Below are 20120 nucleotides of genomic sequence, written 5' to 3'. Positions count from 1 at the left end.
AAGCGTGAGGCGTCGGCGCCTGACGCCGGCGTCAGGCCGACATGCCCAGCAGGGCCGCGGCAAATTCGTCGGCAACGAAGGGTTGCAGGTCTTCCAGGCCTTCTCCCACGCCGATCCAGTAGACCGGAATCGGCCGCACGCCCTGGCTGCCGGCCGCGACCGCGGCCAGCGTGCCGCCCTTGGCGGTGCCGTCCAGCTTGGTGACGACCAGGCCGGTGAGGTTGATGGCCGCATCGAAAGCACGTATCTGCGCCAGCGCGTTCTGCCCCGTATTGCCGTCCACCACCAGCAGGACCTCATGCGGCGCGGCGGCATCCGCCTTGCCGATGACGCGGCGGATTTTCCTGAGCTCTTCCATCAGGTGCAGCTGCGTGGGCAGGCGGCCCGCGGTATCGACCATCACGACGCCCGCGCCGCGGGCGCGGCCGGCGTTGACCGCATCGAACGCGACGGCGGCCGGGTCGCCACCTTCTTGAGCGATCACCGTGACGCTGTTGCGGGCGCCCCATTCCATCAACTGCTGGCGCGCGGCCGCGCGGAAGGTGTCGCCGGCGGCGAGCAGCACGCTGGCGCCCTGGCGCTGGAACGTATTGGCCAGCTTGCCGATGGACGTCGTCTTGCCCGCCCCGTTCACGCCGGCGATCATGACGACCAGGGGTTGGGCGCGGTGCAGGTCGAAGCCGCGTTCCAGCGGGCGCAACTGATCGGCCAGGATCTGGCGCAGGACATCGCGCACCTGGGCCGCGTCCTCGATGCGTTCCTTCTTGACGCGCGCGCGCAGCGCGGTCAGCAGCGCCTCGGTGGCCTCCACGCCGGCATCGGCCATAATGAGCGCGGTTTCCAGTTCCTCGAACAGGTTTTCGTCGACCTTGACGCCCACGAACAGGCCGCCGATGCTCTGGCCGGTGCGGGACAAGCCCTGCTTCAGTCGCTGCAGCCAGGATTTTTTCGCGGCGGGCTCGACGGCGGCCGACGTTTCCGGCGGCGAGGAAAGCGCCGGTGCGTCGGCGGCGGTAGCGGTAGCGGTTGCCGGCATAAGGGGCGCGGCGGCCGGCGCTTGCGCGGCGGCTTGGCCGGGCGGACGGCCCGAAGCCCCGCCCAGGTCGACGGGCGGCTCCACGCGGGCGGACGGCCAGGGCGACTGCTGATCCGGACGCGGCGGGGCCTCCGGCGCAGGCGCGGCGGGAGCGGGAATCGGCGCGTCGCGGCCTGCCGGCTCTGCAGGCGTGGGAGCCTGGGCGGGCTCGGGGACGGGCGCGGGAGTTTTTTTCTTGAAGAAATTCAGCATGACGAACAAGTATATTCGCATCGTCGGTGGCCAATATCGGCGTACGCCCATTACGGTCATCGACGCGCCCGGCCTGCGCCCCACTCCGGACCGCGTCAGGGAAACGCTGTACAACTGGCTGCAGTATTTTTGGGACGGCGAATTCGCGGGCAAACGCGTGCTGGACCTGTTCGCCGGCAGCGGCGCGCTGGGCTTCGAGGCGGCTTCGCGCGGCGTCGCCCACGTGCAAATGGTCGAACGGGACAAGGCCGCGCTGGCCGCCCTGCGCACCCTGCGTGACAAGCTGGGTGCCAGCCAGATCCGCATACATGCGGGGGACGCCATGGAAACGCTGCGCCGCATGGATGCATCGCGCTACGACCTGGTCCTGCTGGACCCCCCCTTCGGCCAGGGATGGCTGGAACGCGTCTGGCCGCTGTTGCCCGGCATACTGAACGACGGCGCCCTGGTCTATGTGGAAAGCGAAGCCGACATACAGCCCGACGCGCTGGCAAAGCCGTCAGGGCATCCCTCATTGCCCGCAAAGCCTCCCGCCGCCGACGACCACGAGGCTGCGGCGGCACGGCGGGTAGCGGAACCCTCTCCGTTCGCCGGAGCGGCGGCCTCGGCGGAACGGCCGCCGGGGACCGAACCGGGCGGACCGGGTGAACCCGGTGAGCCAGGTGAACCGGGCCAACAATTCGAAATATTGCGTAAAGATCGTGCCGGCGCTGTCCACTATGCGCTACTGCGGTTTGCTGCAATGCGGAAATAGATCAATAATCCCCGGTTCGGAGAGGCGACACACCTATAAATCAAGGGAGGGCGCATGATCATCGCTGTATACCCCGGCACATTCGACCCGCTGACGCGCGGTCACGAGGACTTGGTGCGGCGCGCCGCGGCGCTGTTCGACCAGGTGGTGGTTGGCGTTGCGCACAGCCGCAACAAAAAGCCCTTCTTCAATATCGACGAACGCGTGGCGATTGCGCGCGAAGTACTCGGCCATTACCCCAACGTGCGCGTCGAGAGCTTCGGCGGGCTGCTGAAGGATTTCGTGCGCGAACAGAACGGGCGTGTCATCGTGCGCGGCTTGCGCGCGGTGTCCGATTTCGAATACGAATTCCAGATGGCCGGCATGAACCGCCACTTGCTGCCGGACGTGGAAACGCTGTTCATGACGCCGTCCGATCAATACCAGTTCATTTCGGGCACCATCGTGCGCGAGATCGCGCAGCTGGGGGGCGACGTCAGCAAGTTCGTCTTCCCTTCCGTCGAGCGCTGGTTGCAGGAAAAGGCCAAGGAACACCGCGAACAAAGCTGGCCGGGCTGACCGTCGCCGCGGGCGATGCCGCGCCCGACCGGGGTTGTCATCATCCGGCCGCCATACGGCCCAACACGGCCATGTCGCACGGGGCATTACAATGAACACGTTCGCGCGCTGTGCGCGCAGCCCGACCGGCGCCCGACGCCGTCCGCCATGGCTCTGACGATCACCGAAGAATGCATCAACTGCGACGTTTGCGAGCCGCAGTGTCCCAATGAAGCCATTTCGATGGGCGAGGACTATTACGTCATCGACCCGGACAAGTGCACGGAGTGCGTCGGCCATTTCGACGAGCCGCAGTGCCAGGTGGTCTGCCCCGTCGAATGCATCGAAATCCATCCGCAATGGCGTGAAGGCCAGGAAGCCCTGATGGCCAAATACCGCCGGCTGACCGGACACGCCTGACCGTCCACGCCGGCCCGCCGATGCACGAACCGCCCACGCAGAGCCCTCTCCCTTCGAGTCCCAGCGGCGCCGCTCTTCTTCGTGATGCCACGCTGCGCGGCGATGCTTCCCTGTCCGCCATCGTGGCGGGGCTGGTCGCCGTCGTGGTCAGCTTCGGCGGCACGGCGGTGCTGATGGTGCAGGCCGGGCACACCGCCGGCCTGGACGCGGCGCGCATCGGTTCCTGGCTGGGCGCCATCTGCCTGGCGCTGGGCCTGGGCGGCGTGTGGCTAAGCCTGCGCACCCGGCTGCCCATCGTGCTGGCGTGGTCCACGCCGGGCGCCGCGTTGCTGATTACCGCGCTGTCCGGTGTTCCCTTCGGCGAAGCGGTCGGCGCCTTCGTCGTGGCCGCGGCCCTGGCGCTGGCCTGCGGGCTGCTGGGCTGGGTCGATCCCATCGCGCGCCGCATCCCGCCGCAGATCGCCTCCGCCATGCTGGCCGGCGTCCTGCTGAACTTCGGCATCGGCGTGTTCGGCGCCATGGGTAGACAGGCCGTCCTGGTAGTGCCGATGGCGCTGGTCTACCTGGTATTGAAGCGCTATGCGCCGCGCTACGCCATCCTGGCGGTCCTGGCCACGGGCCTGGCGGCGGCGGCGATGCAGGGGCTGCTGGCCTTCGGCAATGCCGATTGGCACCTGACTGAATTTGTCTGGACCACGCCGATCTTCACCTGGCGCGCGATCGTCAGCGTGGCCATCCCCTTGTTCGTCGTGGGCATGGCATCGCAGAACCTGCCCGGCCTGGCGGTACTTCAGGCGGCCGGCTACCGCGACGTGCCGGCCTCCCGCGTCATCGCGGTCAGCGGCGGCGTGGGCCTGATCGCCGCGCCCTTCGGCGCGCACAGCGTGACGCTGGCGGCCATCATCGCGGCCATCTGCGCCGGCCGGGAAGCGCATCCCGATCCGGCGCGGCGCTATGTGGCGGCGGTGACCTATGGCGCCGCGTACGTGGCGTTGAGTATCGCGGCCGGCGCGGTGGCGGTGTTCTTCCAGGCCCTGCCGCCGGCGCTGATCGCGGCGTTGGCCGGCTTGGCCTTGCTGACCCCCATCATGGGCGGCATGGCGGCCGCCATGCGCGACGAACACGGCCGCGAAGCCGCGTTGATCACGCTGCTCGCCACGGCGTCGGGCATGACGTTCTGGGGCGTCGGGTCGGCATTCTGGGGGCTGGCGGCCGGACTGGCGGCGCATGCCGTCATGAGCGGCACGCGCAAAGGCTGAACGCGACCGGCTAGGCCGGCCACTGCACCGGTCCCATGTCCGGATGCACCTTCATCAAGCGGCTGGGAATGCCGGTGTAGTTGGACACCCAGGCGGCGGCGAGTTCGCCTTCGTCCACGACGTCCACGGTTTGCTGGCCAACCAGCACGGCGGTGCGTACGCTGTCGTCGTCCTCGATGACGTCCAGGGGAATGTCGATACGCAGCATGCCCGGCGCGCGCAGCACCAGATAGCCGAAGCGCATCTCGACCGCGATGTCGGCCAGCGCGGGGCAGGCTTCGCGGGTGATCCACTGGCCCCCTGAATTCACCAGCAGCCAGCGCCGGTCGTAATCGGCCGCGCGCGGGTCTTCCAGGCCGCCGCAATGCGCGACGGGATGGTATTGGGTACTCATTTTCCGGTTATCCCCTTCAGCAACCTGCCCAGGTCGCGGATGCGGTCCTGGCGCGATTCGTCATTCTGCTTGTCCGTCCCCTTGCCTCCCAGCGCGCGCTCCAGGGCGCGCGTCACGGCATCGCCGGCAACCGCGCGCCAATCGACGCGATAGCGCAGGTCGTCATACGGACCGGCCACCTGCACGGGCACGGCCACGCCGCGCAATTCGCGCAAGTCCGCGGGCGGCGGCTCGGCGAGCTTGACATTGGCCACCACATCCATCGTGCCCTTGGGCAGGTCGATGGTGGCCGGCGAACCCTCGCTGACGCGGATCACCGGCGATTGGACATCCAGGCGCTTGATCGTGGCCACGCCCGCGGCCAGCGCGAGATCGGCGTCCATGCGGCTGAACGTGGTCTCGCGCGCGGTATCGGCCGGCACGTCGGTCGGACCGCTACCCTTGCCGCCCAGTATCGCCTGCTTCAGGTCACGCAGGGCGCGGGCCACGTCGAAGCCTTTGATGGCACCGTTACGCAAGCGCAACTGCACGGTGCCGGCCAGGTTGTCGCGCATGGCCACGGACTGCCCGCCGCGCGTGGTCAGGTTGGCCGTCACGCTCCCCACCCCCGTCAAGGGAGAGCGCTTGGTCAGGTCCGCCAGCAGCGGGCCGATGGCCACGCCGTCCAGCGTGAAGCGGGTCGCGATCGCGTTGTCGTGCGCGGCGTCCAGCGTCAGGTTGCCCGCCAGCTTGCCGTCGTAAAGCGTGGCGGCCAAGGGCGAGACGTCCAGTTTGCCCTGCGCCAGCTTCAGGGTGGCGGACAGGTTCTGCAGGGTGATACCCCGTACGACGAGACGTCCCGCCTTGATGGTGCCTTGTGCCGTGGGGCCGACCAGGGCGGAAAGATCCATATCGCCGGACGCGCGCGCGGAGGCGCCGGCGGCAGGCGTAACCGCCTGCGCGGAGGCCGTACCGGCGGCCCCCGTGACGCCGCCAGGCGCGGCCGCGGCGGACGAGCCTTCCGCCCGCGTGGCGCCGCCCGCCGCGGGCTTTGCGCTCTGTTCTTTGCCGGATGCACCACCCGCGCTACCTCCCGCGCCCCCTGTCCTGTCGGCGGCCCCGGCCGCGGGCGGCGCGGCTGGGGCCTTATCGGGCGCCGACGCGCCAGGCTTCGCGCCTACTGGCTGTGCCGTGGCCGGCATCAGCGCATCGATGTCCAGCGTGTCGGCGTCCAATGCAAATCGCACCGCGGGCTTGGCGCCCAATCCGGTGGCATCCGCCTTCAATGCCAGCTTGCCGCCGTCCAGCTGCCCATCCACCGCAAGCTCCGCGGATTTGGCCGACAGGTCGACGCGCGCCGCGCCGGTGTAGGGAACGTGCATGGCGCCCCCCGGCAGGCCGGGCCCCGTGAGCGTGATCTCGCCCGTCACCGCCGGGAGAGTGCCCGCGCGTTTGCGCAGATCCAGCATCATGGGCGACGCGGCGCCGACATTCCAGGCGCGGTCCCCCTGCTTGACGTCGGCGGAGAGCTTGGCCTGGCCGATGGACAGATTGCCGCTGTTGCCGCTCAGTTCGCCGATGGCAAGCCGCGCATCGACGCCATCGTCGCCGGCGAGCCGCAGGCGCGCCGTGACGGCATCGCCGGACGCCGCGGTTGGCGATATATCCAGCCCCGGCGCGTCCGCGGCGAATTCGAAGGGGCCGCGTGGCAGCGTTCCTTTCGCGCGCACGGCCACCTTGGCGGCCTGGACCGCGCCGCTGCGCGGATCCACACGCAAGCGCTCGGCCGCCAGGCTGGCATCGACGGCGGCGGTGCCGCCATCGATGTCCGCGATATCGCCCTGGAATACGAGTTCGAGCCCGCCCGCATCGACGGCGCCGGCCTGGCCGTCATAAGCCAGGTCGCCGCGCGCGGTCAGGTTCCTGGCGTTCGCGCGCGGCAACTGGCCGGACGCCTTCAGGTCCAGCCCGCGCACCTCGTAGCGCTGCGCCTGCGGATTCATGCGCACGGTGGCCTTGCCCGCGATGTCGGCATCGAACCGCGGCGTCGCGCCCGCGACGTGCGCCGACAGGCTGGCGTCGAAGGGCTCGTCGAGCCGCACGCGCCCCGTCTTCGCGTTCAGTTGCGAGATGGTGAGAGCGCGGCCCGTGGCATCGTCCTGCAATTGGATTTCGCCGTCCTTGATATCCAGGCCGGCGATGTCGATGCGCGGCGCGGGGCCGGCGCGCGTATCGCCCTGGCCGTCCCGGGGGGCGGGTTGGTCCCGCCGCGCGGGCTCGCCGCCCAGCAGGTCCTGGAAGTTCAGTCGGCCCTGCCGGTCTCGCACGACATGCGCCCTCACGCCGCTGAAACTCGCGTGATCGACCACGATATTGCGCGACAGCAGCGGCCAGATCGCCACCGACATGCGCGCGCTATCCATGGAAGCAAACACGTCCGCGCTGCCCGGCTCGGACAGCGACACGCCCTGCAAGGTCAGGCCCAGGCGCGGCAACAGCGTGGCCTCGATGTCCCCTTCGATGGTAAGCGTGCGGTGATAGCGTTCCTGTACCCATGCCTGCAGGCGATCCTTGTAGGCATTGGGGTCGAAGGTCAACAAAAAGACGGCGAGCCCCGCGACGGCAAGCGCGAGCACGACCGCCACGCCTATCGATATGCGCTTGATCCACGTCTTCATGGGTGATTTGCGACCGGGAAGCCTGGCTTCCCGCTGCGTCCTGTGATGGCTGGTTCTACGAACGCCAATGGTAACAAAGGCGTGTTCACGGCGAATCGGCCCGCGCGGTCATGCGGGACCGTACGCCACGTCGGTCTCCGGTTACGCCGCCCATACGCCGTCTCGCGGAGCCGTCTACGCCCTGTTGCGCACGGCCTGCAGGCCCTGCAGGGCCAGGACGCGCATTTGCGCGGCCAGTTCCGCGGCGGGACGGTCGAACAGCTCGCGCAGGGGCGATTCAACGCAAGGGTCCAGCACCAGCAGCACCAGGCAGGGCGCCAGGACGCTGAGCACGCAACAGGTCAGCGCGGGCGTGCCGGGACGCAAGCCGGTGATCTCGCTGACGATGCCGCTGAGCACCTGGAACTTGGGCATTGCCTCTTCGCGCAGGACCTGCGACAGCAGTGGCGAAGGGGTCAGGATCTCGCGCGCCCAGAGGCGGGTGTGCCAGCTGGTGGAATCGACGATGGCGCTGATCAGGCCTTCCAGGAACACGCCCAGCTTGTCTTCGGCCGACATCGGACTGCCGGCGATCTCGCGCAGGAAGCGCATGCTCATGACCCGCTTGTGCACTTCCCGCAGCAGCGTCAGGTAAAGCTCGTCCCGGCTGCCGAAGTGGTAGTTCACCGCCGCGATGTTGGTCTGGGCACGCTCGCAGATGGCCTTGCTGGTCGTCTCCGCATAGCCGCGCTCCGCGAACAGGCGGCCCGCGGCTTCGATGATGTTGGCGCGCGTGGCCTCGCCGTCGGCGCGCGCACGGGCGACGGAAGCGGACGCGGTATGGGAGCTATGGGACGGCATGAGATGGCGCGGAAGGGGGCGGCTGCGGCCGCAGGATACATGCGGCGTGCGGCCACGCCAAAACGGAGGTATAGTTTACCTCAAATTCAAATTTGAATTACAGAACGGTGACTCCCTTCCTACATGGAAGGCGCGATTCGCCCGCCGCCCCTGCCGTCCCCATGCATCCACGCCAACCATGAAGAAAAAACTCGTCATTCTGGCCGTCGTGGCCGTGGCGGCGATCGCCGCCGTGTCCTGGATGTTGAATCGCACCCCCGCGGATCCGGATCGCCTGACGCTCTACGGCAACGTCGATATCCGGCAGATCTCGCTGGCGTTCGACGGCAGCGACCGCATCGCGGAAATGCGCGTGGAAGAAGGCGATCGCGTACGCGCGGGGCAGGTCCTGGCGCGGCTGGATACGCGCACGCTGACCCTGGAGCTGGCGCAGGCGCGCGCGGAGATCGGCGTGCGCGAGCAAGCCCTGCTGCGGCTGCGCAACGGCACGCGGCCCGAGGAAGTGCAGCAGGCGCAGGCCCAGGTGGCGGCGGCGCAGGCCGATGCCGATCTGGCCGCCCGCCAATGGAAACGGCTGCAAGGCGTGGCGGGCGACACGTCCGGCCGGGGCGTCAGCCGGGAAGACATGGACAGCGCGGCCGCGCGTCTGCGCGTGGCACAGGCGCAGCTGGACAGCCAGAAACAGAACCTGCGCCTGGCCAGACTGGGGCCGCGGCAGGAAGACATCGCGCAGGCCGACGCCTCGCTGCAGGCCGCGCGCGCCCAGGCCGCCCTGCTGGAGCACCGCCTGGCGCTCTCCGAACTGAAGGCGCCGCGCGATGCCGTGGTACGCGCGCGATTGCTCGAGCCGGGCGACATGGCCTCGCCGCAGCGACCCGCCTATACGCTGGCGATCTACGATCCCAAGTGGATACGCGCCTATGTCAACGAAACGGATCTCGGCCGGATCAAGCTGGGCATGCCCGCGCAGGTGGCCACCGACAGCTATCCCGGCCAGCCCATCGCGGGCAAGGTCGGCTATATCTCCTCCGTCGCGGAATTCACGCCCAAGAACGTACAGACCGAGACGCTGCGTACCAGCCTGGTCTATGAAGTCCGCGTCCTGGTCGATGACCCCGACGATAGGCTGCGCCTGGGCATGCCGGCCACCGTAACCATCGCCGGGCAGGCCGCGGCGCAAGCCAAGCGGCCATGAATGCCGGCGGCGTGACCATCGAGGCGCGGGATATCGGCAAGCGCTTTGCCGTCAAGACGGCGCAGCGCTACGTGCAAGCGCTGGCCGGCGTCAGCCTGGACGTGCGCCGCGGCGCGGTCACGGCGCTGGTGGGGCCGGACGGCGCCGGCAAGACCACCTTCCTGCGGCTGGCGGCCGGGCTGATGCGTCCCGATGCCGGGCGGCTGCATGTGCTGGGCCACGATGTCGCGCGTACGCCGCAGGCTGTCCAGGACCGCATCAGCTACATGCCCCAGCGCTTCGGCCTGTACGAGGACCTGAGCGTGCAGGAAAACCTGGACCTGTATGCGGACCTGCACGGCGTGCGAGCCGATGCGCGCCGCGAACGCTACGCGCGCCTGCTGGACATGACGGATCTGAAGCGCTTCACCGGCCGCCTGGCCGGCAAGCTGTCCGGCGGCATGAAGCAGAAGCTGGGCCTGGCCTGCACGCTGGTGCGTTCGCCGGACCTCCTCCTGCTGGACGAGCCGACCGTCGGCGTCGATCCGCTGTCGCGGCGCGAGCTCTGGGAAATCATCGATCAGATGGTGCGCGACGAGACCTTGACGGTGCTGGTGGCCACTGCCTACATGGATGAAGCGGAACGCTGCGCCTGCGTGCACGTGCTGCATGACGGCGCCGTCCTCGCCAGCGGCGCGCCGGCCGACATCGCGGCGCGCGCGGATGGATTGTGCTTCGTCGTCCCGGCGGGCCGCAATGAAGCGCCGCGGGCGCGCCAGGCGCGTTTGCTGGATCGCCGCGACGTCATCATCGATGCCGTACCCCGCGGCGGCGAAGTGCGGTTCATCCTGCGGCCCGGCAACGACGTCGGCGCGCTGGCGGACGATGGAGCGGCTGCCAGCGCCGTGCCGGCGCGGCTGGAGGACGGCTTCATGGTCCTGCTGCACGCACGCGCCGACGAGACCGGCGACGGCGGCGGCGCGGGATCGTCTTCGTCCGCGCCGGCGGCGTCTGCCTCGCCGCCTTGCCCGCCTTCTCCATCCGCCTCCGCTGGCCCCGCGCCCAGCCCCGCGCACAACGGCGAGCCGGCGATCGAAGTACGCGACCTGGTCCGCAAGTTCGGCGATTTCACCGCGGTCGACCGCACCAGCTTCAGCGTCGCGCGCGGCGAGATCTTTGGCTTGCTGGGGCCCAACGGCGCCGGCAAGACCACGACCTTCCGCATGTTGTGCGGCCTGCTGCCCGCCAGCGGCGGCACGGCACGCGTGGCCGGCATGGACCTGCGCACGGCGCGCGCGCAAGCGCGCTCGCGCATCGGCTATGTCTCGCAGTCCTTCGCGCTGTATGGCAACCTGTCCGCGGCGGAGAACCTGCGCTTCTTCGGCGGCGCATATGGCCTGCATGGCGCGCGCTTGCGCGACCGCATCGATGCGGTCACGCAGCAGTTCTCGCTGCGCCGGCACCTGGAGCAACCCGCGGGCCAGCTCGCCGGCGGCATCAAGCAGCGCCTGGCCATGGCCGTGGGCCTGCTGCACGAGCCGGAAATCCTGTTCCTGGACGAACCCACCAGCGGCGCCGACCCGCTGGCGCGGCGCGCTTTCTGGCGCCGCATCACCGCGCTGGCCCAGACGGGCACGACGGTGGTCATCACCACGCACTTCATGGAAGAAGCGGAATACTGCGACCGTATCGTGATCCAGGACGCCGGCAAGCTGCTGGCCCTGGGCACGCCGGAGGCGGTGCGCACCCAGGCCGGCGCGACGCCCCAGCGCAAGATGACCATGGAAGAGGCATTCATCGGCATCGTGGAAAGCGGCCGCAACGGTGCGGCCAATGGCAGGCACGAGGACGCGCGGCAGGACGGGCACGGCGGCAGCGCCGGTGATGTCTCCTCCCATGGGGAGGATGTCGCCCGGCGACAGGAGGGCACACCCATGAGCGCCGCCGCCCGGCCGCCCGAAGGCGGCGCTCCCTCCCTCGGGGAGGATGTCGCGCAGCGACAGGAGGGCACATCCACGAGCGCGCCCGCCCGGCCGCCCGAAGGGCGCGCTCCCTCCCATGGGGAGGATGTCGCGCAGCGACAGGTGGGTGCATCAATACCCCGCGCCACGCCCGGCCACACCGATCGCGGCTTCCGGCGCCGCGTGGTGTCCCTGACGCGCAAGGAGGTGCGACAGCTTTTCCGCAACCGCGCCAATATGCTGATCGGGCTGGTGCTGCCCATCGTCCTGATCCTGATCTTCGGCTATGGACTTTCGCTGGACGTCAGGCACGCGCGCGTGCTGCTGGTCATGGAAGACCATGCGCCCCAGGCCCGCGACCTGGCCGCCAGCATCGCGCTGTCGCGCTACCTGGACTGCGTGCCGGCGGCCTCCTACCGCGACGCGGAGCGCGCCATGATCGCGCACGACGCCGACGCGGTATTGCGCATACCCAGCGACTTTTCGCGAAGGCTGGCGGCCGGCAACGCGGCCGTGCAGACCCTGGTGCTAGGCAGCGACCCGACGCGCGCCCTGACCGTGGCGGCTTATCTGCAGGGTGCCGTCGCCCTGTGGCTGCAGAAGCAGTCCGACCGCGGCGCCACCCTGGCCGTGGCCGGAAACGGCGGCACCGTGACCGTGGTGGACCGCATGTGGTTCAACGCCGCCAACGACAGTACCTGGTACCTGGTGCCTGGCCTGATCGTCCTGATCATGACCCTCATCGGCACCTTCTTGACCGCGCTGGTCATGGCGCGCGAATGGGAGCGCGGCACGCTGGAGGCCCTGTTCGTTACCCCCGTGCAGCCGGTGGAGGTGCTCCTTGCCAAGATCATCCCGTACTTCTGCGTCGGGATGATGGGACTGGGCCTGTGCCTGCTGGCCGCCCTCTTCCTGTTCCAGGTGCCCTTGCAGGGATCCATGGCGGCGCTGGTGACCGGCTCGACGCTGTACATGCTGGTTTCCTTGGGCATCGGGCTGCTGATATCCGCGCTCACGCGCAATCAGTTCGTGGCCAGCCAGCTCGCCATCCTGGCCAGCTTCATGCCGGCGACGATGCTCTCGGGCTTCGTCTTCGACCTGCGCAACGTGCCCGACGTCGTGAATATCGTGGGGCACGCCTTGCCGGCGACGTACTTCATGGAACTCGTGAAGACGGTATTCCTCGCCGGCGACTACTGGCCGCTGATCCTGAAGGACTGCGCCATTCTCGCCGCCTACGCCGCCACCCTGTTGCTGCTGGTGGGCCGGCTGACCCGTAAAACGCTGGACCGCTGACGCAAGAGGCACACATGAACACCGCCATCGGCTTTCTGCGCCACCTGGGCAACCTCTGCCACAAGGAGTTCCTGGCGATCCTGAAGGATCCCACCAGCCGCGTGGTGCTGATCGTGCCCGTCATCCTGCAAAGCCTGCTGTTCGGCTACGCCGCCACGTTCGACCTGACCCATGTTCCCTATGCCGTGCTGGACCAGAGTCGCGGTGCGGCGTCCACCGAACTGCTGGCGCGCCTGGACGGCACCGGCGTGTTCGAACGTGTCGCCACCCTGCGCTCGTCCGGCGAAATCGCCGGCGTCATCGATTCCGGCCAGGCGCTGCTGGTGCTGCACTTCGCCGAGGATTTCGAACGCGTACTGGCGTCCGGCGGCACGGCGCCGCTGCAACTGATTCTGGACGGCCGCAATTCCACCACGGCCGGAACGGCGGCGGGGCAGATACGCGATATCGTCGCGGCCTACAACGCCGACCGGCCGGGCGCCGCGCGTGCGCCCGTCACCGTCGAAATGCGCGCCTGGTACATCCCCAACCTGGAAACGCGCTGGAGCATCATGCCGGGACTCATCGCCACGCTGAGCATGCTGCAGACCATGACGCTGGCCGCGCTATCGGTGGCGCGCGAACGCGAGCAAGGGACGTTCGACCAGTTGCTGGTCACGCCGTATCGGCCGATCACCATCATGTTCGGCAAGGCCCTGCCTTCGATTGCCATCGGGTTGGTGCAATCCTCGCTGGTGCTTGCCATCGCGCTGTTCTGGTTCCACATTCCGATGGCGGGCAGTCCGCTGGTCCTGTACGCCGGGCTGCTGCTGTTCACCATCGCCATCGTGGGGCTCGGCCTGTCGATATCCGCCCTGTCGGCCAGCATGCAGCAGGCCATGCTTTACACCTTCGTGCTGCTCATGCCGCTGGTGCTGCTGTCCGGGCTGACCACGCCGGTGCGCAACATGCCGCCCGGCTTCCAGATCGCCACTTACGCCAACCCGCTGCGGTTCGCCGTGGACCTGGTGCGCAGCGTGTACCTGGAAGGCGCTGGGATGACGGCGGTCTGGCATGACCTGCTTCCCTTCGCCGGCATCGCCGCCGTCACCCTGCCGCTGGCTGCGTGGCTGTTTCGCCACCGCCTTGCCTGAGAGTTCGACCATGTTGATCCCTACCTCCGTGCGTTCTTCCCCGCGGCGCGATCGCCGGCGGTTCGCGCACCCGCTGCCCGCGATGCTGGCGATGTTGACGGCCGCGCTGCTGGCGGGCTGCGCGGTCGGCCCGGACTATCAGGCCCCCACCGCGCAATCGCCCGCGTCCTGGCAGGACTGGCGCAGCGGGCAATACACCGGCGAGCCGGGCGCCACGCCGGAAACGAAGGCGCCACCCGAACAGTGGTGGACGCTGTTCGACGATGCCACCCTGAACCAACTGCAGACACGGGCGGCGCAAGCAAGCCCGGACCTGCGCACCGCCGCCCTGCGCTTCGCGCAAAGCCGCATGCGGCGCATCACCGTCGCGGCACAGCGCGGTCCGACGCTGGACGGTACGGCCGCGGCCACGCGCCAGCGGCAGAGCGAATATTCCGCCGGCACGCGCCTGGCCGGCGCCGTGGCCCCGGCCAACCGACAGGAACTGATTTCGGTGCTCAGCTCGCCCTTCACGCTGTACCAGGGCGGTTTCGACGCTTCATGGGAACTGGACCTGTGGGGCCGCGTACGGCGCTCGATCGAGTCCGCCGATGCCGACGTCGGCAACGCCGCCGCCTTGCTGGACGAGGTGCGCCTGGCCGTCGCCAGCGAGCTGGCGCGCGATTACTTCGAATTGCGCCTGACCCAGCAGCAGCGCGACCTGGTGGAACAGGACGTGGCCGCGGCGGGCGACAGCCTGGGCCTGCTGCAGGCCCGCGCGCGCGGCGGCCTGATCGACGAACTGGACGTCAGCCGGCAGCGCAGCCTGCTGGCGGACCTGCAAGCCCGCATCCCGGGCCTGCACGCGCAGGAAACCGCCCTGATCAACCAGATCGGCCTGCTGGTGGACGCCCGGCCCGGCGAACTGACCCGGACGCTGGCCCCACCCGCCCCCGCGCCGCTGGCCACCTTGCCGGCTCACCTGCCCGACCTTTCCCTGGGCCTGCCCTCGCAGGTCGCCCTGCGGCGCCCGGATATCCGGGCGGCCGAAGCGCGCCTGCATGCCGCCACGGCGGACATCGGCGTGGCCGTCGCCGACCTCTATCCGCGCATCACGCTGGGCGCGACCTTCGGTTTCGAATCCTTCGAGGGCGCGCGCTTCGGCGAATGGGGGACGCGGACGTGGAGCGTGGGCCCCTCGCTATCGGTGCCCCTCTTCGACCAGGGCCGCCGCCGCGCCACCATCGTCCTGCGCGAATTGGCGCAACAGGAGGCGGCGGTCGCCTACCAGCAGACCGTATTGAAAGCGTGGCAGGAAATCGACGATGCCCTGACCGGCTATGACGCCGAGCGCGGCCGCAACACCCGCCTGCGCACCAAGGAGGAAGCCAGCCACGAAGCCTACGAACTGGCCCGCGCCCGCTACACGCGCGGCCTGACGGACTTCCTGGTGGAACTGGACGCGCAACGAACGTGGATACAGGCGCGGCGCGACCTGTCCGACAGCAATCACCAACTGTTCCTGCGCCTGATCGCGGTCTATAAGGCCGTCGGCGGCGGCGACGGTGAAGTGATCGAGCGCGCCGCGCCGCCCCCGGCGAGCACGCCGGCGCCAGCCCCGGTAACCCTAAATCGATACGGGTCATAACGATATAGCAATAAGAAATAAGTTATCGTCCAGGCCAGAAACCAATACCCGGCCAGGATGGCGCCAACGATGGGCGGCCGCTTCCCAGCCGCGGCAGGCACACGATGGGGACCCACGTTTTGCGCAGCACACTCGTTCAAGGCAATGTCGCGCGCCTGGCCATCGCGCAGGCGCTCGCGGGCGCCAATACCACCGTCGTCTACGCCACCGCCGCCATCATCGGCAACACCCTGGCACCCGATAAATCGCTGGCCACCATGCCGATTTCGGTGTTCGTCGTAGGCATGGCGCTCTCCACGCTGCCAGCTGGCGCCATCGCGCAACGCTACGGACGGCGTGCCGCCTTCCTCCTGGGCACCGGATGCGGCGTGCTGGTCGGCCTGCTTTCCGCCTGGGCCATCCTGACCAGCAGTTTCTGGATGCTGTGCTTCGCCATGCTTTTCGGTGGCGCCTACGCCGCCGTCGTGCTGTCCTTCCGCTTTGCCGCCGCCGAATGCGTGCCGGCCCCGCAGCGCGCCCGCGCCCTGTCGACCGTCATGGCCGCGGGCGTGGTGGCTGGCGTGCTCGGCCCGCAACTGGTCACGCACACCATGGACCTGTGGGCGCCGCATATGTTCGCGGTCACCTACCTGGCGCAGGCCGCCGTCGCGCTCGCCAGCGCGGGCATTTTGATGGGGGTGAACCTGCCCATCCCGACCGCCGCTGAAAGCGCCGCCGGGCGGCCGCTGGGGCAGATCGTGCGCCAGCCCGCCTTTATCGTCGCGGTGATCTGCGGCGTCATCAGCTATACGCTGATGAACTTCCTGATGACGTCCGCGCCGCTGGCCATGCGGCTCTGCGGCCTGCCGCAAGAGGCCTCCAACCTGGGCCTGCAGTGGCACGTCATCGCCATGTACGGCCCCAGCTTTTTCACCGGCCGCCTGATCACCCGCTTCGGCGCGGGCCGCGTGGTGCTGGCCGGCCTGCTGTTGACCGCCGCCGCGGCCGCCACGGGTTTGCATGGACTTACCGTCGGCCATTTCTGGACGTCGCTGATCCTGCTGGGCCTGGGCTGGAACTTCGGTTTCGTTGGCGCTTCGGCGCTGGTGCTGGAGTGCCATCGGCCAGAGGAAAGGAACAAGGTCCAGGCCTTCAACGACTTCCTCGTCTTCGGCACCATGGTGCTGGGCTCGTTCTCGTCCGGCGGCGTACTGGCCAACTACGGCTGGGAAATGGTGTGCTGGATCGCCTTCCCCCCGCTGGCCATCGCCGCCGTGGCGCTGGCTACGCGGCGGCGCCTCACGCTGAGGGAAATGGCGAAGGCCTAGCCAAGCACCGCGGCGGCGGTGCAGGCCTGGCGGCGTGCTGACCGAAGCCTTCCTACCCAGGAACTAGGGCTGGACAGCATGAGCGCCGGCGATCCGGGGGCTTGATGGTAGATCAGCGAGGGAATGTCGCTTGACGGGGCAGGAGCCATCGCGGGCGGCCGCCGGACGGACCATGGGCTATCGCAGCGATGCCGCCCGGAACGCTCAAGCGCTCGAGCGCCTCAGCCCAAGCAACTCGTAGCTGGTGCTGCGTCCGCCTGCCGTCGAGCGCTGCAAGACGCCCGCCTGCACCAGCTCGTTGATGTCCCGCAAGGCGGTGTCCGGCGAACATTTGGCCAGCGCCGCCCACTTGCTGCTGGTCAGCTTGCCCTCGAAACCGTCCAGAAGGCGATTGAGCACCTTCACTTGCCGTTCGTTGAGCGAGGCTCCGGCCAGCCGTTGCCAGAATCGCGCCTTCTCCAGTACCGCATCCAGCGCATGATGCGCGTGTCCCACGGCCTCGTCGAGCATCCGCAAGAACCACAGCAGCCACTCGGTCACATCCAGCGTACCTTTTTGCGTGCGCTCCAGGATGTCGTAATAGGCTTTGCGCTCACGCTGGATCTGCGCTGACAAGCTGTAGAAGCGCTGGGGGCTTCCATCGGCTCGCGCCAGCGAGAGATCGCCGATGGCGCGAGCAATGCGGCCGTTGCCGTCATCAAACGGATGCAGGGTGACGAACCACAAATGTCCCAACCCGGCTCGGATCAGTGCGGGTTCGGCCACGGCCGGGTTGTTCACCCATTCCAGAAAGCGCATCATCTCGCCGGGTAGACGATGGGCCGGAAGCGCCTCGTAATGGACCTTCTGGCGGCCTACCGGACCGGACACATGGACATCGTCCCGCCAGGCGCCGGTGGCGATCTTGCTCAGGCCCGAATAGCCCGTTGGAAACAGCGAGGCATGCCATGCAAACAGGCGCTCCGCCGTAAGCGGCATGACGCAATGCGTGCTGGCATCCAATACCATCTCCACCACCCCTTCCACATGGCGATCCACCGGCGCCAGGGAGCCGATATCAACGCCAAGGCGGCGGGCAATGGAAGAACGCACCGAAGCGGCATTCAGGTGCTCGCCTTCTATTTCGCTGGTGTTGATGACGTCGTCCGTCAATGCGACCAGGCTGGCCTGGTCACGCAGCCCTGGGCCGGCATCGGCCAGGCGACCCAGGAGGACACCCTGGGCGCGGCCGGCTCGTGCCAGCGATTCAGCTAGAGCCACCAGGTCGTAGCGCCAGCTCGGCCAGTCGGGAGCCCGCCAGATGTAGCAATAATCCCCGCTATTCATGCGGAGATTATGGAGCGGATTCACCGCGTCAAGAAGTGTGGAACGGTGCCGACCTTAGCGGTGGGGCTGGCGTGGCAGAGTGCGCGCGCGCCCGATACCAAGCGCTACCCACCCATTGCGAGCTTTTAAACGTTGATCGGTCGGCAAAGGCTTGTGAACACTAGGTTTCGCGTACGTACCGCGCGCGCGAAGGCGACGGCGATCCGGCAGCGCAGTCGGTGAGCTTACCGACTTGCCTGAGAAATGCCCGGGCAGATCAGCAAAAGGACGTGCAGGCCGCCTTGCGGCGGCTGCCGCCGCAGCGTCGCCAGGAAGTGCTCGACGAGTTGCAGGCACGCAGCCAGAGCGGCACTGTGCGCAATGTCGTGGCCTACTTCTTCGCTTTGGTGAAGCGCGTTTTTTCGGGCGAGTTCCGCTTGTGGGCAGGTCGTAAGGAGACATCTGCCGCCCCACGGCCTGCCGAAAATCGGCCTGCTGGTGTGCCACCCACCGAACACCACCCAGAACCGACTGCGCAACCGGCATCGCGTGAAACCGCCCTGGCGCACATCGCCAACATCCGCAAGATGCTGAACGCCTCGACGAACGCTGGGGACATCGCAGCACAGGCGATGCAGGCCAGGGGATGGCAGCCGCATCCTGCGTAGCAAATGCTGCCGCGAAACGGGTCGTCACTGCACGCCGCAGGGACGACCCCGCCCACGCCAGCAACAATGCGGGCGAATGCCGAATCCTATTGCGTGCGGCAGACATGATGATGGCCGCCCTACACTGACCGGGCAGTTGCCAAGACCGATGCGCCTCATACATCGGCAACCCCAACAGCGCAGATTCCTGCAAGCGCTGGCCCGACAGGGTGGAGCCGCCCCAGGTATGCCCAGGCTCCGACCGCATACCGGCCCTATCCAGGGCGGAGCCTTCTTCGTCTGTTTGAACTCATCCCTACCGCGCCGCCTAGCGCACTGTCCTTTGCGGCAATTGCCTCTGTGCAACGCACAGGTCTCCCGCTGCATTTCTCATCCCACTTACTTCATAGGAGGACTCGTCCAGGTTCATATCGCCTTCGTCTTGCAATACCTCCGTCAGGGCTTCCCACAGGAAGCAAGACGGACGCCTCATTCGAGGCTCTGGTGTCTCCTGAACACCATGCCCCTGCCCTCAAGGGATCTCGCCATGGCGAGTTGGCACCAACACTAACCATTTAGTTTCAGGACAACGCAGTACGGCACTTTGCTCGGAGGCCCGGAAGATGGACGACTTGACCTATACCCTGCGGCAGCTTTGCCACCGCAACCGTGATGGCAGCTACACCACGCAGGCCGACCGGATGCGTTCGCTGTCGCTGGCCGCGCGGCAATTGCGCGAGGCCGGTTTCCGGCAGATGAAGGCATCGTCGCTCAAGGGCAAGCACGTCCAGGCGCTGCTGGACTGCTGGCAAGGCGAAGGTTTGTCGTCTGGCACCATCAAAAATCGGCTCTCCCACCTGCGCTGGTGGGCAGAGAAGATCGGCAAGGCGGGAATCCTGCCCGCGGATAACACCAAGTTGGGCATTCCTGAGCGGCGCTATGTGGCCAATGAAAGCAAGGCCAAGGAATTGGGTGATAAGCTGGACAGAATCACCGACCCTCATATCCGCATGAGCCTGCGTTTGCAGGCCGCCTTTGGTTTGCGGCGGGAAGAGTCTATCAAGTTTCAGCCCTGCTACGCCGACCGCGACAACCATATCGCCATAAAGGGCTCATGGGCCAAGGGTGGGCGTGATCGCACGGAGCCAATCACGACACCGGAACAGCGGACGGTGCTGGATGAAGCCCATCGCTTGGCAGGCTCGGGATCATTGATTCCGCCGCACAAGACCTATATCGAACAGCGACATGTCTACGACAGGCAGTGCAAGGCTGCGGGACTGAGCAATATGCATGGGCTGCGGCATCGGTATCCGCAAATGCGGTATGAGGTGCTGACGGGATGGAAGGCTCCTGCGGCAGGTGGTCTTCCTAAAGCTCAGCTCAGTACCAGTCAGCGAACGAGCGACCTACATGCCCGGCAGCAGATCAGCCGCGAGCTTGGGCATGAGCGTATAAATGTAACGACGATCTACCTCGGTACCTAAAGCTTTACGAGCCAGCGACATTCGCGCCAGTTTT

Annotated in this window: 16 protein-coding genes and 1 pseudogene; 12 read left to right on the top strand and 5 right to left on the bottom strand. The window is 67.9% G+C overall.

The features are described 5' to 3' along the window. Positions 1 to 31: 31 nt before the first annotated feature. On the bottom strand, positions 32 to 1288 hold the full coding sequence (gene ftsY / locus AKI39_RS02565) for a signal recognition particle-docking protein FtsY (protein ID WP_066641984.1): 1257 nt from the start codon (positions 1286 to 1288) through the stop codon (positions 32 to 34). Here ftsY and AKI39_RS26250 point away from each other — a divergent pair. From AKI39_RS26250 to AKI39_RS02545, 4 genes are all read left to right on the top strand, one after another. Next, entirely contained in the window at positions 1287 to 2042 is a 756-nt protein-coding gene (locus tag AKI39_RS26250) for an RsmD family RNA methyltransferase (protein WP_083228584.1), read from the top strand. The genes ftsY and AKI39_RS26250 overlap by 2 nt on opposite strands. A 54-nt stretch (positions 2043 to 2096) precedes the next feature. Then, positions 2097 to 2600: a pantetheine-phosphate adenylyltransferase gene (gene coaD, locus AKI39_RS02555; RefSeq protein ID WP_066344086.1), complete on the top strand. Its 504-nt coding sequence runs from the start codon at positions 2097 to 2099 to the stop codon at positions 2598 to 2600. Between the two features lie 147 nt (positions 2601 to 2747). Beyond that, positions 2748 to 2999, top strand: a complete 252-nt coding sequence (locus AKI39_RS02550; protein ID WP_066632141.1) for a YfhL family 4Fe-4S dicluster ferredoxin — start codon at positions 2748 to 2750, stop codon at positions 2997 to 2999. A gap of 20 nt (positions 3000 to 3019) precedes the next feature. Further along, complete coding sequence (locus AKI39_RS02545; RefSeq protein ID WP_076879653.1) at positions 3020 to 4258, top strand: benzoate/H(+) symporter BenE family transporter; 1239 nt, start codon at positions 3020 to 3022, stop codon at positions 4256 to 4258. Positions 4259 to 4268: 10 nt separating this feature from the next. Here the strand turns inward: AKI39_RS02545 and AKI39_RS02540 are convergent, their stop codons facing one another. The 3 genes from AKI39_RS02540 to AKI39_RS02530 all read right to left on the bottom strand — a co-directional run bounded on the left by AKI39_RS02540 (position 4269) and on the right by AKI39_RS02530 (position 8149). Continuing rightward, complete coding sequence (locus tag AKI39_RS02540) at positions 4269 to 4652, bottom strand: MOSC N-terminal beta barrel domain-containing protein (RefSeq protein WP_066632139.1); 384 nt, start codon at positions 4650 to 4652, stop codon at positions 4269 to 4271. After that, entirely contained in the window at positions 4649 to 7309 is a 2661-nt protein-coding gene (locus AKI39_RS02535; RefSeq protein ID WP_066632137.1) for an AsmA family protein, read from the bottom strand. The genes AKI39_RS02540 and AKI39_RS02535 overlap by 4 nt, the downstream gene beginning before the upstream one ends. 174 nt (positions 7310 to 7483) lie before the next feature. Continuing rightward, entirely contained in the window at positions 7484 to 8149 is a 666-nt protein-coding gene (locus AKI39_RS02530) for a TetR/AcrR family transcriptional regulator (RefSeq protein WP_066632135.1), read from the bottom strand. Between the two features lie 178 nt (positions 8150 to 8327). Between AKI39_RS02530 and AKI39_RS02525 the strand changes: the two genes are divergently transcribed. The 6 genes and pseudogenes from AKI39_RS02525 to AKI39_RS02505 all read left to right on the top strand — a co-directional run bounded on the left by AKI39_RS02525 (position 8328) and on the right by AKI39_RS02505 (position 16647). Next, on the top strand, positions 8328 to 9344 hold the full coding sequence (locus AKI39_RS02525; protein ID WP_066632133.1) for an HlyD family efflux transporter periplasmic adaptor subunit: 1017 nt from the start codon (positions 8328 to 8330) through the stop codon (positions 9342 to 9344). Further along, positions 9341 to 11143 (top strand): annotated as a pseudogene (locus AKI39_RS25865) (ATP-binding cassette domain-containing protein); the annotation flags it as partial. The gene AKI39_RS02525 and the pseudogene AKI39_RS25865, both read left to right, overlap by 4 nt. Positions 11144 to 11419: 276 nt before the next feature. Further along, entirely contained in the window at positions 11420 to 12580 is a 1161-nt protein-coding gene (locus AKI39_RS25860; protein WP_235610802.1) for an ABC transporter permease, read from the top strand. 14 nt (positions 12581 to 12594) lie between these two features. Next, positions 12595 to 13713, top strand: a complete 1119-nt coding sequence (locus AKI39_RS02515) for an ABC transporter permease (RefSeq protein WP_066632122.1) — start codon at positions 12595 to 12597, stop codon at positions 13711 to 13713. A gap of 10 nt (positions 13714 to 13723) precedes the next feature. Further along, entirely contained in the window at positions 13724 to 15340 is a 1617-nt protein-coding gene (locus AKI39_RS02510; protein ID WP_235610731.1) for an efflux transporter outer membrane subunit, read from the top strand. A 104-nt stretch (positions 15341 to 15444) separates the two neighbouring features. Further along, a complete protein-coding gene (locus tag AKI39_RS02505) occupies positions 15445 to 16647 on the top strand; it encodes an MFS transporter (protein WP_066632120.1) in 1203 nt (400 codons plus the stop codon). A 204-nt stretch (positions 16648 to 16851) separates the two neighbouring features. On the opposite strand, the gene AKI39_RS02500 is transcribed toward AKI39_RS02505, so the two are convergent. Continuing rightward, positions 16852 to 17973, bottom strand: a complete 1122-nt coding sequence (locus AKI39_RS02500; protein ID WP_066632119.1) for a Fic family protein — start codon at positions 17971 to 17973, stop codon at positions 16852 to 16854. Positions 17974 to 18242: 269 nt separating this feature from the next. Between AKI39_RS02500 and AKI39_RS02495 the strand changes: the two genes are divergently transcribed. Next, positions 18243 to 18620 carry a hypothetical protein gene (locus AKI39_RS02495; protein WP_235610730.1) on the top strand — a complete coding sequence of 126 codons (378 nt, stop codon included), beginning with the start codon at positions 18243 to 18245 and terminating at the stop codon, positions 18618 to 18620. Positions 18621 to 19222: 602 nt separating this feature from the next. Beyond that, positions 19223 to 20086, top strand: a complete 864-nt coding sequence (locus AKI39_RS02490) for a phage integrase N-terminal domain-containing protein (RefSeq protein ID WP_066632118.1) — start codon at positions 19223 to 19225, stop codon at positions 20084 to 20086. Positions 20087 to 20120 lie beyond the last annotated feature (34 nt).

This window comes from Bordetella sp. H567 (genome assembly GCF_001704295.1).
Taxonomy (GTDB): domain Bacteria; phylum Pseudomonadota; class Gammaproteobacteria; order Burkholderiales; family Burkholderiaceae_B; genus Bordetella_C.
This window is presented reverse-complemented; position numbering and strand designations above follow the sequence as displayed.

What these genes read in the sequence shown, in the direction of transcription:
- AKI39_RS02530 (WP_066632135.1), bottom strand. Translation starts at nt 8,149, where the DNA reads ATGCCGTCCCATAGCTCCCATACCGCGTCCGCTTCCGTCGCCCGTGCG.
- AKI39_RS02490 (WP_066632118.1), top strand. Translation starts at nt 19,223, where the DNA reads ATGGACGACTTGACCTATACCCTGCGGCAGCTTTGCCACCGCAACCGT.
- AKI39_RS02550 (WP_066632141.1), top strand. Translation starts at nt 2,748, where the DNA reads ATGGCTCTGACGATCACCGAAGAATGCATCAACTGCGACGTTTGCGAG.
- coaD (WP_066344086.1), top strand. Translation starts at nt 2,097, where the DNA reads ATGATCATCGCTGTATACCCCGGCACATTCGACCCGCTGACGCGCGGT.
- AKI39_RS02545 (WP_076879653.1), top strand. Translation starts at nt 3,020, where the DNA reads ATGCACGAACCGCCCACGCAGAGCCCTCTCCCTTCGAGTCCCAGCGGC.
- ftsY (WP_066641984.1), bottom strand. Translation starts at nt 1,288, where the DNA reads ATGCTGAATTTCTTCAAGAAAAAAACTCCCGCGCCCGTCCCCGAGCCC.
- AKI39_RS02510 (WP_235610731.1), top strand. Translation starts at nt 13,724, where the DNA reads ATGTTGATCCCTACCTCCGTGCGTTCTTCCCCGCGGCGCGATCGCCGG.
- AKI39_RS02525 (WP_066632133.1), top strand. Translation starts at nt 8,328, where the DNA reads ATGAAGAAAAAACTCGTCATTCTGGCCGTCGTGGCCGTGGCGGCGATC.
- AKI39_RS02505 (WP_066632120.1), top strand. Translation starts at nt 15,445, where the DNA reads ATGGGGACCCACGTTTTGCGCAGCACACTCGTTCAAGGCAATGTCGCG.
- AKI39_RS26250 (WP_083228584.1), top strand. Translation starts at nt 1,287, where the DNA reads ATGACGAACAAGTATATTCGCATCGTCGGTGGCCAATATCGGCGTACG.
- AKI39_RS02515 (WP_066632122.1), top strand. Translation starts at nt 12,595, where the DNA reads ATGAACACCGCCATCGGCTTTCTGCGCCACCTGGGCAACCTCTGCCAC.
- AKI39_RS02540 (WP_066632139.1), bottom strand. Translation starts at nt 4,652, where the DNA reads ATGAGTACCCAATACCATCCCGTCGCGCATTGCGGCGGCCTGGAAGAC.
- AKI39_RS02535 (WP_066632137.1), bottom strand. Translation starts at nt 7,309, where the DNA reads ATGAAGACGTGGATCAAGCGCATATCGATAGGCGTGGCGGTCGTGCTC.
- AKI39_RS02500 (WP_066632119.1), bottom strand. Translation starts at nt 17,973, where the DNA reads ATGAATAGCGGGGATTATTGCTACATCTGGCGGGCTCCCGACTGGCCG.